At 34.6% G+C, this 13,360-nt stretch carries 18 protein-coding genes; 11 read left to right on the top strand and 7 right to left on the bottom strand.

The genetic code is table 11. From position 1 onward, the window contains the following. Window positions 1–55: 55 nt before the first annotated feature. The 3 genes from NC796_RS07510 to NC796_RS07520 form a co-directional block, all read right to left on the bottom strand. Window positions 56–751, bottom strand: coding sequence for an acyloxyacyl hydrolase (locus tag NC796_RS07510; protein ID WP_310683555.1), 696 nt, complete (start codon window positions 749–751; stop codon window positions 56–58). Between the two features lie 106 nt (window positions 752–857). Continuing rightward, window positions 858–1,775, bottom strand: coding sequence for a cation diffusion facilitator family transporter (locus tag NC796_RS07515; RefSeq protein WP_310683557.1), 918 nt, complete (start codon window positions 1,773–1,775; stop codon window positions 858–860). 186 nt (window positions 1,776–1,961) lie between these two features. After that, window positions 1,962–3,278, bottom strand: coding sequence for a PQQ-dependent sugar dehydrogenase (locus tag NC796_RS07520; RefSeq protein ID WP_310683559.1), 1,317 nt, complete (start codon window positions 3,276–3,278; stop codon window positions 1,962–1,964). Between the two features lie 374 nt (window positions 3,279–3,652). Here NC796_RS07520 and NC796_RS07525 point away from each other — a divergent pair, with 374 nt between their 5' ends. Continuing rightward, the gene (locus tag NC796_RS07525; protein WP_310683561.1) at window positions 3,653–4,912 is read left to right on the top strand and encodes a tyrosine-type recombinase/integrase; all 1,260 of its coding nucleotides are present in this window, start codon (window positions 3,653–3,655) and stop codon (window positions 4,910–4,912) included. 138 nt (window positions 4,913–5,050) lie between these two features. Here the strand turns inward: NC796_RS07525 and NC796_RS07530 are convergent, their stop codons facing one another. The 4 genes from NC796_RS07530 to NC796_RS07545 form a co-directional block, all read right to left on the bottom strand. Further along, window positions 5,051–5,476: a hypothetical protein gene (locus NC796_RS07530; protein ID WP_310683562.1), complete on the bottom strand. Its 426-nt coding sequence runs from the start codon at window positions 5,474–5,476 to the stop codon at window positions 5,051–5,053. Between the two features lie 105 nt (window positions 5,477–5,581). Further along, on the bottom strand, window positions 5,582–5,905 hold the full coding sequence (locus tag NC796_RS07535; RefSeq protein ID WP_310683563.1) for a hypothetical protein: 324 nt from the start codon (window positions 5,903–5,905) through the stop codon (window positions 5,582–5,584). A 29-nt stretch (window positions 5,906–5,934) separates the two neighbouring features. Then, the gene (locus NC796_RS07540) at window positions 5,935–6,174 is read right to left on the bottom strand and encodes a hypothetical protein (RefSeq protein ID WP_310683564.1); all 240 of its coding nucleotides are present in this window, start codon (window positions 6,172–6,174) and stop codon (window positions 5,935–5,937) included. Window positions 6,175–6,312: 138 nt separating this feature from the next. After that, complete coding sequence (locus NC796_RS07545) at window positions 6,313–6,543, bottom strand: hypothetical protein (protein ID WP_310683566.1); 231 nt, start codon at window positions 6,541–6,543, stop codon at window positions 6,313–6,315. A 417-nt stretch (window positions 6,544–6,960) separates the two neighbouring features. Here NC796_RS07545 and NC796_RS07550 point away from each other — a divergent pair, with 417 nt between their 5' ends. From NC796_RS07550 to NC796_RS07595, 10 genes are all read left to right on the top strand, one after another. Next, window positions 6,961–7,866 carry a replication protein gene (locus NC796_RS07550; protein WP_310683567.1) on the top strand — a complete coding sequence of 302 codons (906 nt, stop codon included), beginning with the start codon at window positions 6,961–6,963 and terminating at the stop codon, window positions 7,864–7,866. Between the two features lie 3 nt (window positions 7,867–7,869). Beyond that, window positions 7,870–8,643 (top strand): NUMOD3 domain-containing DNA-binding protein, encoded by a 774-nt coding sequence (locus NC796_RS07555; protein WP_310683569.1) that lies wholly within the window; start codon window positions 7,870–7,872, stop codon window positions 8,641–8,643. A 3-nt stretch (window positions 8,644–8,646) separates the two neighbouring features. Continuing rightward, the gene (locus NC796_RS07560; RefSeq protein ID WP_310683571.1) at window positions 8,647–9,438 is read left to right on the top strand and encodes a hypothetical protein; all 792 of its coding nucleotides are present in this window, start codon (window positions 8,647–8,649) and stop codon (window positions 9,436–9,438) included. A gap of 16 nt (window positions 9,439–9,454) precedes the next feature. Next, window positions 9,455–10,126, top strand: coding sequence for an NUMOD3 domain-containing DNA-binding protein (locus NC796_RS07565; RefSeq protein ID WP_310683573.1), 672 nt, complete (start codon window positions 9,455–9,457; stop codon window positions 10,124–10,126). A 70-nt stretch (window positions 10,127–10,196) separates the two neighbouring features. After that, on the top strand, window positions 10,197–10,418 hold the full coding sequence (locus NC796_RS07570; RefSeq protein ID WP_310683574.1) for a hypothetical protein: 222 nt from the start codon (window positions 10,197–10,199) through the stop codon (window positions 10,416–10,418). Between the two features lie 24 nt (window positions 10,419–10,442). Beyond that, on the top strand, window positions 10,443–10,682 hold the full coding sequence (locus tag NC796_RS07575) for a hypothetical protein (RefSeq protein WP_310683576.1): 240 nt from the start codon (window positions 10,443–10,445) through the stop codon (window positions 10,680–10,682). Between the two features lie 19 nt (window positions 10,683–10,701). After that, window positions 10,702–11,199, top strand: coding sequence for a hypothetical protein (locus NC796_RS07580; RefSeq protein WP_310683578.1), 498 nt, complete (start codon window positions 10,702–10,704; stop codon window positions 11,197–11,199). 204 nt (window positions 11,200–11,403) lie between these two features. Continuing rightward, window positions 11,404–11,916 carry a GIY-YIG nuclease family protein gene (locus NC796_RS07585; RefSeq protein ID WP_310683580.1) on the top strand — a complete coding sequence of 171 codons (513 nt, stop codon included), beginning with the start codon at window positions 11,404–11,406 and terminating at the stop codon, window positions 11,914–11,916. Between the two features lie 182 nt (window positions 11,917–12,098). After that, window positions 12,099–12,713 (top strand): hypothetical protein, encoded by a 615-nt coding sequence (locus tag NC796_RS07590; RefSeq protein WP_310683582.1) that lies wholly within the window; start codon window positions 12,099–12,101, stop codon window positions 12,711–12,713. Beyond that, entirely contained in the window at window positions 12,713–13,114 is a 402-nt protein-coding gene (locus NC796_RS07595; protein ID WP_310683584.1) for an HNH endonuclease signature motif containing protein, read from the top strand. Before NC796_RS07590 ends, NC796_RS07595 begins: the two co-directional genes overlap by 1 nt. Window positions 13,115–13,360: the final 246 nt, after the last annotated feature.

Below are 13,360 nucleotides of genomic sequence, written 5' to 3' on the forward strand. Positions count from 1 at the left end.
GAGGAGGGAATGCTCTAGAACGTTTAGCTTGAATAGTTGTTTTAGGGGTAGTCTCCTAATAGAATGTAATGCCCCCGTAAAATACATTTGAATCGACCCCGGGATTGATTTGCCCAAACTGGCCGTTTGACATGTGATGGTATTTATAACCAATTGTGAAGAAGGAGTTTGGGGTAATCATTACCTCCAGGCCCACACCCGCCTCAAGAGTGAAATTAAAATTTGTACCCAGCTCATTTGGGAAAGGATCAGAGAGATACATGAAACCTGTGGATGATTTAAAGAATGGCTGTACGATCTGGTTTTGTCGCGCATTTAGCTGCAGACCCACTGGCGTTAACCCAAAACCGGAAATTGAGGTAGGGGGTGACGTTTGTCGTTCTCCTGAAAGCTGATATTGAACATGCATATTCATTTCAACCACATACTTTAAAAGATAGTTGTGAGGAAATTTCAGGAGCTTACGATTATATCGCAAGCCCAGGACACTGAGTTTAGCCCCTGACGTTTTACCCCAAACCCCGTTGGAGGAGTGAAAAGAATAACCACCCCAAAAGGAATATTCATGGATTCCCGATTTTGCAGTCGAAATTTTGTGCTCATTATAGAATTCAGTAACTGATATGGAAGAACTGTCATTTTTTGTAACGCTTTGAGCCTTTACTGCCGATGCAACTCCCGCAAATAAGATTGCAAACAGGGTCGCTTCTAGAATGGTGAGAGTACAGTTTTTTAGAATCCTTGTTTTCATTCAGTGAATGTTTATGGCTCGACCGTAAGCGATGATTATTCAGAAGTTAGGATATAAAATGGGAATAATTAAATTTGATCATTTGAATCTTAAACTACGTCTTTATTCACGTTTGACGGTCACTAAGTGCTTGTGCTTCAACAAATACTCGTTTTACCCTTGGAAATTGCTCTTTAATCTGTCGATTTAACCGGGAGATCGACTCCTCTACTCGCTGAGAGTCAAGACCGTCCATGTAGTCAACACTTATATTCACAAGGATAAAATTTGGTCCCATATGCATCGTCAAAGTTTCGTTAACCCGCTTTATCTCTTTAAAATCATCAGCCATTGACCGGATTTGTCTTACAATTTCTTTGTCCGCGCTTTCGCCGATCAGCAATCCCTTGGTTTCATAAGCCAGCCATGCAGCCGTAAGTCCCAGTATGAGCCCGATAACGATGGATGCAATACCGTCCCATGCAGGGTTACCTGTATATTGTCCAAGGCCGATACCCACAAAGGCAACGATGAGTCCCAGCATGGCAGCTGTATCTTCGAAAAGAACCACAAACGTGGTGGGATCTTTTTCTTTTCGAACTGCTTCAAAATATCCCCGACTATCGCGCATAGCATTAAACTCTTTCCAGGCAAAATACCATGCACCGCCTTCAAAGACCATTGCCAGCCCAAGTACGATGTAATTGATATAGGGATCCTGTACAGGGTGTGGATCCATCAGGCTGTGGATACCCTCGTACAACGAAATGCCTGCACCGACAGCAAAAATCATTATTGCTACCACGAAACTCCAGAAATAGACCTCTTTGCCGTGCCCAAAAGGAAATTCTTCGTCAGCCGGCATCTTGGCACGCTTTAATCCGAGTAGCAGCAACAGTTGATTGCCGGTATCAACAAGCGAATGAATCCCTTCTGAAAGCATCGCTGAACTCCCAGTAGTCACCGAAGCGATGAACTTTGTGACGGCAATTAGTGCATTCCCAATAAGTGCAGCATAGATTACTTTCTTGGATGAGGAGGCCATTGTATTACGATGGATTATTTTGGAAAATTCTCCAGTAAGAAACTGAAAAGTATTTGGAATTAAAAAATCGGATTCTCAAATACCAGGTAACTTCATATCATGTTTATGCATCATCACACAGAAAAAGCCGGCTCCAAAATGGAACCGGCTTTAGATCTATTGAAAAGCTATGCCCGAAGATTGGAATTACATTTCCCCGGTATGGACAACACGCCAAATTTTGCCTTTTTGAGAGTCGGTAATATAAAGTGTTCCGTCCGAGCCTTCGGCAAGACCCATGGGCCGCGAATCAGCGTTGTTTGGAGATTGGAGAGTGTCAGCACCTTTGAAACCGTTGGCAAATGTTTCGTAACTGTCTCCCGCGGGCATATCTCCGTCAAATGGCACAAATGTGACCCTGTATCCTTCTTGTGGAAGGGGTGCGCGGTTCCATGACCCATGGAAAGCTATGAAAGCACCACCGTTATATTCTGACGGAAATTGGTTTCCGCTATAAAAAATGAGGTCGTTGGGCGCCCAATGGCCTGGGAAAGCCATAATTGGATCTTCGTATTGGCCCTCTTCGGCTGCAGTTTCACCGTCTCCGCCATATTCAGGGCTGACCACTCTTTGGTCTTTGATTTGATCATAATAGGTGTAAGGCCATCCAAAGTCGTCGCCGTCATCAACTTTGAAGAACTCCTCGGCAGGAAGCTCGGCACTTTGTTCATTGTTGTAGTAATCTGGCCAGAGCTGACTCAGCTGGTCACGCCCGTGTTGAACCAGGTAAAGGTTGTCGGCCATGGAGTTCCATTCAAGAGCAACGGCATTGCGATGCCCGGTACTGTAGCGATAGCCATCTCCCTGTTGTGTCTGGTTCATAGCGTTGGCATCAAAGCGCCAAACACCACCGTGCCATTCAAGCAGGGGACATGGTTCCTGTCCCGGCGATCCCGGGGTACGGGTCTGTTCCTGGCAGGCATTGGCTGGAGCCCCCACATTGAGATACAAGTTGCCATTTCCGTCAAATGTGATCGGTTTGGCTGCATGAGAGTTTTGAGTGGGTAGCTCGCTTACAATCATTTCAGGTTCAGAAGTTGGCACCAGGTCAACCCCCTCCATCGAATAACGTACCACGGAGGTATCTGAAGCAAAATAGAGGTAGCCGTTGTGCAGTGCGATTCCGGTTCCGGTTAGATTACCGAAATATTCGGTACGATCAGCGACGCCATCCCCGTCCTCGTCTCGGAGAGCAGCGATACCGTTGCCATTGTGAGTCTCATCGAGAGCCACATAGATATCTCCGTCATCATCAACCGTGATGTGCCGCGCACTGCCAACGGAGTCGGCCACCACTACCGCTTGAAAGCCGGAAGGCAGTGTTATGCCTCCGTTATTTTCGGCAAAAGAGAATGCACTGGTATCAAGCTGTTGTTGTTGCGATTGCTGGTTTTGATTACTGCTACACGCTACTAATAGTGCTAAACATGTTATAAATAGTGTGGGGGCTATTTTTTTAAGCATGATTTGGTATTTAAGTTTAAAATTGAAGTGAATATTACTATTTCATCCCAAGCTTGGATCTCAATCATAAAACATAACCTGAATTGAAGCATTCCATCCTGTATTAATCAATGGATGAAATCGATTATTTTATACTCTGACAGGTATCTGAACCATTTAAATGGCCTCACAAAGAACATAAATCGACTACCTAAGTATATGATAAAGTTAGGTTGTGTCAATAAATAAATGAACAAATCTTGTTAACTTGTTGGTATTCAAGGACTTACAGTTATTATTAGATTTTCCATTTTTGTTGAATTTACGTGTTTTTAGGGTTATTCTACCCAACAGCTACCCAAAACTACCCAAAACACTGATTAAATTTAACTGTTATGCCAAAGAAAAAACTTACTGATGAGTTCATTAAACAAGTCACGAATGATAAAAATTATTCGGTTGAATATTATGATACAGAATTAAAGGGATTAATACTGCGTATAACTCCTAATGGTACAAAAAGTTTTTGTTGCAGGTATGAGTTCGAAGGAAAAACAACAAGAATGACTTTTGGTAAATATCCCGCAATGGATGTTGAGCAAGCACGGTTTAAGGTAATAAGAGTTAAACAAGATGTGAAAATAGGAAGAGACCCAAAAACCTGGGATAAGGTTGACAGGCATGAAAATATAAAATTACGTCGGAAAGAAGAAGAATTAGTAAGCAAGTCGTTAGGTACTTCAGTTGGAGAGTTAGCAGATAAATTTAAGAAAATCTACTTACCGCAATTAAGACCTATCACACAGAGAAACTATAAAGGTATATTGGAAAGACATATTTTACCTGAATTAAAAGATGAACCCATACCTGTCACTGATAAGACTACATACATAGACCTATTGGATGATATAGCATACACCCAAGGACACCCAAGCACTGCCAATAATGTGAAGTCTTTATTAAATACAATGCTTAACTTTGGGGTGAAAAGAAATCTTATAGATAAAAATCCTGCAAAGAATATCCCACAATACACACCGACTAATGGTAAAGGTGGGAGAGATAGATGGTACAGAGATGATGAAATTAAAAAGATTTGGTCTGCAATTAATGAATTAAAATATGAACCTACACAAGTTTACTATAAAATACTTTTTCTCACTGGACAACGCAGGGGAGAGACATTAAAAATGAAATGGGCAGATATAGATTTAGAAAATGGTGTTTGGTTAATTCCTGCGGAAGACACCAAAGGGAAAAGAGAGAATGAAATACCATTATTAGAATGGTCTGCATCTTTAATATATGGTTTGAAAGAATATTCAGGTAGTAGTGAATACGTGTTTGAATCACCTAGAAAACCAAACAAGGGTGAACATATCAAATCTATTAAATATTCAATTAAAAGCATTAGGGATAATTCAGGTATTAAAGATTTTAGACCGCATGATATTAGAAGAACAATAACCACCAATATGGCAAAGATGAAAGTTCCATCTGATATATTGGGTAAAATCCTAAATCACAAAGTAGCAGGTGGAGATAACTCAATCACCGCAATCTATAATAGATATTCTTATTTTGACGAAAAGAGAGAAGCACTTCAAAAGTGGGACAGGAAACTACGAGAGATAATCACTTCCAGAACGCAATAGACAGGGCACAGAGAAGAGACCAGTAAAGATAGGTTATATGATAGTGCTTGTTTATTCGAACTCCTTAGAAGGGAAATATACAGACATAAAAAAACCACTGAAGCAATCAACTCCAGTGGTTCAATAAATATTATTAATTTATACCATAAGTTCATCATGATGTTCTTTATAAAGAGTATCAAGAGTATCTACAGTATTAAATATAATTCGTTTACTGAATTCTCCTGGCTGGCTTATGATATTGAAAACTTCATTAAATTCTTCATCAATTGAATAAGATAACTTACCATAAGATTTTCCATCACACCATTGGGATAATTGACGAATAGCATTCCTGAATAGTGATAATTGAGTATCACTAAGATTTGAATTTTCTGTAAAATCAATTTTTCCAGAATATTCATCAGCACTTTCGGGGCTATGAAACACTACACTACCATTTCTAAAATCTAAATCATTAATTTTACCATTTTTTATCATCCAGTTGAAAAACCCAATAAGTTCATGTAGATTATCTCCATAAAGAAACTTGCCGAATTTTGTTCTTCCATCTATTTTTTCCATAGTGATATTATTTTTGATTTTAAATTATCTGTATATATAAAAAATGAATGAATAAAGAAACCCACCATCTGAATGACAGTGGGTTATCTATTAAGAGTTAGAATTTTATTCTTCCTTATCCATTTTTGCTCTGATATACATTTTTTGGTTTTCCTTATCCTGAACAATACTATAACTGTAATCTTTATCAGAAAGGACATCCTTATTCTGACCGTAGGTAATTCCCCGAATATAACCGGCACGGGATTTTTTAGAATAAGAAACAGAGATTGCTTCTCCGCCTGGTTCCAATTCTTCCAACCTAGCAACAAGTTGTGCCTTCATTGAACCAGATTGATGTCGGTTCTTTTTCTCAACTTCTTTGAATTCATCAAGAGTTACTGTTTCCAATTTAAACACGTCGTCGGAGTTATTTTTTGATTTCGCCATAATATATAAGGGTTTGGTTTTAGGTATTATTAAGAAGTATAATTTACTTTGTGAACTGGATGATGATAGAGTGTAGCAAAAGCAACTATTGAATATCTGCACATTACTGAATCAGTTTCTTTATTTATTACGTGAACCATTCCAGTAGTGTTTTCTTTAATATTCAAATCTTTCAAAAGTTGTTCGGGAGTTTCTGTTTCTCTTTCCAATTGTTTGTTATCAACATCATTTAATGGGTGAGTATAATAACGATATTTATATTTATCCATTACGACTTTGTTTTAATTCATTTTTCAACTTGCGACAATAGTCAAAAGATTTACGTCAACATCAACACCCAATTTTGTATAGCAATAAAAAAAGGGACATCTCTCAATGTCCCTTCTGTGTGTTGGTTTGTGTTATATTTAGAGAACATGTTCTAAACCACCATAGATATTAGTGACTTTCCACAGGTCATACTTTCCGTTTTCATATCTTGTCATTAGAAATCTGTTTTCCTTTCCTAATAAATACTGAACTGCATCTGCTTTAGTGAAGAAGTTTGCAATGATGTTTCCTTTATTATCTACAATTCTAAAAGGTTTCTGTTCTTCATTTAAGTCGTTGATGTTATTGAAATGTTTTGTTGCTTTCATATCAGTAAGTGATTTATTTATCAATTATGTTCTATGATGATACTATGATGTACATGGCATATTGTCAAGTCAAATATTAAAATAGTCTCAAATATTTAAAATAAAATGCACCTAATATATTTAGCCAAAAACGGGAATTACTAAATATAATTTTACGGGTTTTATCTACGGTAGTATATGCTAGTTAAATTATTTAAGTCAAACACTGATAAACTTAAATAACGTTGGAATTTAGCAATCACCCAAAAAATCGAAAGAAAAATGCATCTACCTTATATTTATCTATAGAAGGATGGAGGGATACATACTGAAAGAAATTATTTATATAAAGGTTAGTAGTAAAAATGGTATGTATCCCAATCTTCCATTCGAACTGCTAACCTTTTTTTATTTAACAATTAAAAAGGGATACAAAAAATGAGTATTGAATTACCAAACCATACACAAGTACCAAACATCATTATAGATGAATGGATGAGAGATTTAAAGAACACTGAATTTAAAATGATAATGGCAATATGCCGTAAAACTTTTGGATGGCAGAAATGGGAAGATGCTATCAGTATTTCACAACTAAAGAAAATAACTGGTATGAGTAATAGAAGTATTATAGATGCTGGTAACAGTTTAGAAGAAAAGGGACTGATTAAAACCAAAAAAGAAAAATGCAAAACTACTATTTACAAAATAGATTATGAAAAATCTTCACAAGAAGGAAGTAGTGAAAAAAGTTCACATGTGAACAATGTTCATAAGGGATGTGAAAAAAGTTCACAAGAAGGGTGTGAAAAAAGTTCACAAGTAGGTAGTGAAAAATCTTCACAGACAAAAGACACTTCTTTAAATAAAATAGAAAAAACATCTAGTAAAGAAACTTCTAGTAAAGATGTACATCAAGATGCTGAAAATAAAAAATTAAAAAAAGAAAATGAGTCGGAAGAACTTAATAATAATATTTCAGCAGATGACATAACACCATTTGAAAAAACTAAATTTGAAGAATTAATATTTCAGCATAAAGATGTAGATAATATTCCATCGGAAGTACTTAACAAGACTACAAAAGAATATCTAAAAATACTTCAAGATAAATTAGATGATACTTATTCAGCACCTGAAAACAAGTTCTTACAAGACTTAGCAAAATTAGCAGATAAAAATATTCATCTATATGATAATAGTTCAGCACCTAAAAAGAATAATAAAGAAGTGGACTTATCTAATAGATATTCAGGTACTAAATCTACATCAAGTAAAGGTATAAGAAGTGATGAAGAAATAGAAGAAACTGAAATTGAATTCAATGAATTATTTGGAGAGTAAACAATGACTAACATTAAATATTATATCTACAAGATAATAGACATAGTAACACAAGAATTCTATATAGGTTGTCGAAAATATGAAGGTAATCCAGAGAATGATAACTATATGGGAAGTTTTGGTGAGAACACTTGGCAACCAAATCCTGACAATTTAGAAAAACAAATACTAGGAATATTTTCAGACAAAGTTGAAGCATACCAGTTAGAAGAAGAACTAATCCATAAATGCAGAGAAAAATTTGATAATTGTGTCAATGGAGTGCCGACACCTGCTGAATTCTTTATAGAAGATAAAAGTGGTGAAAATTCTTATTGGTATGGAAAAACCCGTCCAAAAGAAACAAGAGATAAGATAAGTAAATCATTGATTGGTAAAGGACGAACAAAGGAAACAAGAGATAAAATCAGCGAAAATAGTTCTAGATATTGGAAAGGAAAGACATTAACAAAAAAACATAGAGATAAAATAAGTAAAAATAATTCTAGATACTGGAAAGGTAAAAAACGCACTAGGGAAACAAGAGAAAAAATCAGCAAAGCAATATCCGGTGAAAATCACCATTTCTATGGAGAAAAACACACCAAAGAAACAAGAGATAAAATTTCTGAAAACCATTCTAGTGCAAAACAAACACAGTGTCTACAAGATAATTGCTGTAATAATAAAATATATAATTCTGGAAAGAAATGTGCAGAAGCACATGACATGAAATCAAGTTCAGTTCATTACCATACTTCAGGGAAAGCAGCAAACCCTAAATTTAAATTTGTTTAGAAAATGAACAAGAAACCAATAGAGGGATTCGTCAACAATTGGGTTCATCGTGACGGGTATGTATCAAAAAAATATAAAGGAGAGATAAGGACTTTAAGAAGTATCCAGCATCGTGACGGGAGATTCCGCACAGTTCTTTGCGATGGTAGAATAAATAAAGATAAACCAAATGATTTGAATTTAGACATAGTTAAACTCCCACATTTAGTAGCAAAGTACTTCTGTTCAAATCCTAACAATTATCAGCACATCAAATTCAAAGATAATGACTATAGAAATAATTCAGCATCTAATTTAGAATGGATTTCAGCGGAAGAATATGACAGGATAAGAAAATCATATAAAGGAGAGACACTATATCATATCCCAAATTTCCCAGAATACTACATCACTGAAACTAAAAAAATTATATCAGTGAAATCTAATTACTTGAACATCATGAATCCTTCTAATAAAAAATATAATATGTACACTCTGACAGATTTTAATACAGACCAAAAGACACTGACAATAGATGATATATGGGAAATGGCGGACAAAGGAGATGATTTCAGCAGAAAAGAACATGAGAAATGGTTAAAGAAATATCGAGACAAAGTATCTTTGATTAAATCAAACGGAAAAAGAAGTAAAATAAAAAAAGTTAAATGCTTACAAGACAATTGTTGTGGGAATAAGATATATCATAGTATAACAGAATGCGCATCAGCACATAGTTGTGCACGGAGTTCTATAATCTATCATACGTCAGGAAAGGCAAATAAACAAAAATTTAAGTTTGCAGAAAATAATTAGATAAATAATAACTAGAATGAACTACAAGAAAATGCAGGAAATAAATGAATATACTATATATGCAATAAATAATACTGTATTAGATAAATTATACATAGGATGTGCTAATACAGATAAATATTGCTTAGGGAATCGAAAAGCAGACCATTTATATAAATTAAGAAATAATACACATCCTAATTCAGACTTGCAAAAAGACTATAACCAATATGGTGAAGAATCATTTAATATATGCATTCCATTGGAAATAGTTAACAAAACAAAAAAAGAAGCGATGACAGATGAAAGATTTTATATGAGCATATTGCAAACCAAGGGAAATAATGGATATAACAGAATCTATCCAGGATATAAACTAAAAGAAGAAACAAGGGAAAAGATAAGAAAGTCAAATAGTGGTGAAAATAATCATAGATACTGGGAAGGGAAAAATAGACCAGACTTCAGTGGAAAAAATCATCCCTGTTTTAATAGAACAGGTTCATTAAATCCTATGCATGGCATGAGTGGTTCATTAAGTCCAACGGCAAAACCAACTCAATGCTTACAAGACAATTGTTGTAACAAGAAAATATATGGAACTAGAAAAGAATGTGCGGAAGCACATGATATTACAGAACAAGCAGTTGGATATCATACTTCAGGTAAAGCAGCAAACCCTAAATTTGAGTTTGTAGAAAATAATTGAAGAAAAACGGACAGAAATTTGTCGGGGTTATATTTATTATTGAAAGACAAAGAAACAAGGAAATTAAAGAATGAATAACGATTTAAGAGAAACGCAAGAAGAACTTATCAAAATCAAAACTAGAGTACTTCTAAAACAAGTAGAATTGTCAGAAGAACATTTTGACAATATTATTGAGAAAGCAGAGAATTTAGAAAAGAAAATAAAAAAGTATAAAAGTAAGTGGGACGAGTTAGATACTCGATTGGACTTGCTTCTAAAAGATTTACAAGAAAAATCTAACAACAACTAAAAAAATCACAAGAGAAATAACATTATGAAAATACAATACAAGGAATCAGACTTAAATAAAGTATTATCAAAATTAGAAGAAAAGGAATTACAAAGAAGCATAGAAGTTACTTTAAAAGATGAAATAAAAAATCCAGTTGATTGGGAGAATGAAGAAATAGTTACTACTAAGACGTATAAAATAACTGTGATTGAGGATGAATCACCAGAAGAGATATTAAATAGAATTAAACAAATAGAATTAAACAAAACTAATAACAACTAAAAATAAATTACAAGAGATAATGAAATATAGTTTTACACAACTACAAGACATAAAATCAGATATAGAAAACTTCATTGAACAAGAGAATGATTTGAGCACTAAACTCTTATTCAGTCTCCGTAAAAACCTTAAAGAAATTGACTCTAACATTGAGTTAATCCAAGAGGACTTTGCGCAACTTGACGAAACAGCACAGAAAGAACTACAGGAGTTTCAGCAGAAACGATTGGAAACCATCAAAGAATATGATGGTAATATTGTTGAACAGCCAGATGGTAGCATACAGGTTACTAATAGTTATGAACTCCAACAGAATGAAGAGTTTGTAAAAGAAACAAATGAGTTAGCAAATGAGCATAAAGAATTGCTAACTAAAATTAACCAAAATGAAGTGATGAACTCCGAGAAAGCAAAAGAAAAAGTCGCAGAAGTTGAATGGGTTGAAGTCTCAATTGATGAATTCCCAGAGGTCGTTAACGACTTACCAGAAAACTTTTTAGAATTTGTGACATCATAACACTGACAAATAAATTGACCTTCTTAGAGACTAATTCTGACAGGAATAAGACTAAATAAGGAACTCTAATAAGTGATGCTCTCCATAGTGTAAGATGAGAGCAAGAGCAGGGAGGTTTTTTTCAATAGATTTTCCTTCCTGCTTCTTTTTTTAATAAAAATCTATAACCAAAAAAAAACTATTAAACAAAGAGGACAACTAACAATGACTATTTACGGAATACAAAATTCACTGACAACAGAAACTTACATAGGTGCATGTAGCATACCATTCAAAACAAGAAAATCTGACCATGTATCTAAACTAAAAAAGAATAAACATTACAACAGACATTTGCAGCAAGATTGGAATGAATTAGGTGAAGAATTTTTTGAGTTCTTCAAAATTGATACTGCTAATTCAGCGGAAGAACTTGATGAAAAAGAACAGGAATGGATGAATCACTATTTGGCAAATCGAAAATATAGAGGGTACAATCTAAAACAAGGTGGTAGGTATGGAAAATGCTCTGAAATAACAAGAAAAAGAATGAGAGAAAACCATGCCGACTTCAGTGGAAAAAATCATCCGAGAGCAAGACGAATTGAGCATATTCCATCAGGTAAAGAATTTGATACGCTAACAGAAGCAGCAGAGCACTTCGGAGTAACCAAACAGTCAGTTTACTTTCATGCTTCAGGAAATACCAAAACACAGAAATTTAAGTACGTAAACTAAATAAATAATAAGAGGATTAAACAATCAGTTCATCAGGAGAGAGAGAAGATAAAAAAGGAAGTAATTGGTATTGGACGAAGGAGACAAAAGATGCAATTGACTCCTTTGTCTCCAATTCCGAGTTAAGTAAAGTCCAAATAAATAAGATTTACACCTACCAGATACACCCTGCGGTAGAAAGGATGATTGAAGCAATCATCAACCGATATAATTTTACTGGAACGGCATTAAATAGAGAAGATTTATTTAATGTATTGCATGTAAAGGTATATCAAGTTTTAGTCCAATCCAGACAACATAATAATAAGTACTATAACCCATCTCGTAATGCTTCTTTCTTCTACTTCACTGCAACTATAAAAAACCATCTCATAAAACTAGAGAAAAAGGCAAGAAAAACAGAAAACACATTTGACATTGAAGAGTTAGACGAGTTTGAAATACCAACGGACACAGCTAATAAAAATCATGCTGGATATATCTATTATAGTTATTTGGAATGGTTAGAATTTAACTATAAAGACATATTTAAGAATAAAACAGATATAGAGATTGTAAGAGCATTTATTCAGACTTTAAAAGAGCAAACGGAAAGTATTAACACCTTAACGGACGTTGCAAAACTGGTATATAAAAATACGGACTTTGATGAAGATACATTTTATAACAGATACTATAAGTGCAAGACAATACTGAATAATATATACACAGAAATTAGAAGGTTATATGATAATGGTGTTGAGTTAAAACCAGAAACAGAAATTAATGTTCACATCCCAAGGGGTATTTACAGATAATGAAATCATCAGACTTTCGAGAAAAAAATAAAGTTGTAGAACCTAAAACGGGTTTAGACTTTTCAAGAGAATTTTATCAGACAAAAAAGTGGAGAGACATCCGTGAAGAGTATAGGAAAAAGAAAAGAGCAGAGCATGAGAAAATTATATTCAAAGTATATGAAAACAATAAAGATAATTCGCCGGAAGAACTTATTAAATTCTTTACTGATGAAAGAGAAAATCCATTAAGTGAAAAGAGTTTAGAAAAAGGTATCATCAAGGTCGCGGACGTTTGTGACCACATCAAAAGTAGAAGATATGGCGGAAGTGATGATGAAAGTAACCTCCAATGGCTCACGAAACAAGAACATACAGAGAAAACTAGAAAAGAAAGTAAAAATCAATACGATAATGACTAAACAAAATCAGCAAGAAGAGAATATTATATCAATAATAATGCATGCTTCAATTGTGATAGCATTCATATTCACATTAATAACATCAGTGGTATTATTAGTTTTTGGAAGTTACGATATAATAGCAACAAAAAGTTGGCATTCGTGGATGTACTTTTGTGGAAGTGGGTTCTCTTTATTCCTGACTTTAGTGGTAAAGATGTTGATGCCATCACATGGAGGTATAGTTCCACAACAGAAGAAAAGGTA

The sequence above is a fragment of the Aliifodinibius sp. S!AR15-10 genome (genome assembly GCF_031569985.1).
GTDB lineage: Bacteria > Bacteroidota > Rhodothermia > Balneolales > Balneolaceae > JAMQKA01.

Coding starts and splice junctions, on each gene's coding strand:
- NC796_RS07555 (WP_310683569.1), top strand. CDS start 7,870: ATGACTAACATTAAATATTATATCTACAAGATAATAGACATAGTAACA.
- NC796_RS07585 (WP_310683580.1), top strand. CDS start 11,404: ATGACTATTTACGGAATACAAAATTCACTGACAACAGAAACTTACATA.
- NC796_RS07525 (WP_310683561.1), top strand. CDS start 3,653: ATGCCAAAGAAAAAACTTACTGATGAGTTCATTAAACAAGTCACGAAT.
- NC796_RS07570 (WP_310683574.1), top strand. CDS start 10,197: ATGAATAACGATTTAAGAGAAACGCAAGAAGAACTTATCAAAATCAAA.
- NC796_RS07545 (WP_310683566.1), bottom strand. CDS start 6,543: ATGAAAGCAACAAAACATTTCAATAACATCAACGACTTAAATGAAGAA.
- NC796_RS07535 (WP_310683563.1), bottom strand. CDS start 5,905: ATGGCGAAATCAAAAAATAACTCCGACGACGTGTTTAAATTGGAAACA.
- NC796_RS07580 (WP_310683578.1), top strand. CDS start 10,702: ATGAAATATAGTTTTACACAACTACAAGACATAAAATCAGATATAGAA.
- NC796_RS07590 (WP_310683582.1), top strand. CDS start 12,099: ATGATTGAAGCAATCATCAACCGATATAATTTTACTGGAACGGCATTA.
- NC796_RS07540 (WP_310683564.1), bottom strand. CDS start 6,174: ATGGATAAATATAAATATCGTTATTATACTCACCCATTAAATGATGTT.
- NC796_RS07575 (WP_310683576.1), top strand. CDS start 10,443: ATGAAAATACAATACAAGGAATCAGACTTAAATAAAGTATTATCAAAA.
- NC796_RS07530 (WP_310683562.1), bottom strand. CDS start 5,476: ATGGAAAAAATAGATGGAAGAACAAAATTCGGCAAGTTTCTTTATGGA.
- NC796_RS07550 (WP_310683567.1), top strand. CDS start 6,961: ATGAGTATTGAATTACCAAACCATACACAAGTACCAAACATCATTATA.
- NC796_RS07515 (WP_310683557.1), bottom strand. CDS start 1,775: ATGGCCTCCTCATCCAAGAAAGTAATCTATGCTGCACTTATTGGGAAT.
- NC796_RS07595 (WP_310683584.1), top strand. CDS start 12,713: ATGAAATCATCAGACTTTCGAGAAAAAAATAAAGTTGTAGAACCTAAA.
- NC796_RS07520 (WP_310683559.1), bottom strand. CDS start 3,278: ATGCTTAAAAAAATAGCCCCCACACTATTTATAACATGTTTAGCACTA.
- NC796_RS07510 (WP_310683555.1), bottom strand. CDS start 751: ATGAAAACAAGGATTCTAAAAAACTGTACTCTCACCATTCTAGAAGCG.
- NC796_RS07565 (WP_310683573.1), top strand. CDS start 9,455: ATGAACTACAAGAAAATGCAGGAAATAAATGAATATACTATATATGCA.
- NC796_RS07560 (WP_310683571.1), top strand. CDS start 8,647: ATGAACAAGAAACCAATAGAGGGATTCGTCAACAATTGGGTTCATCGT.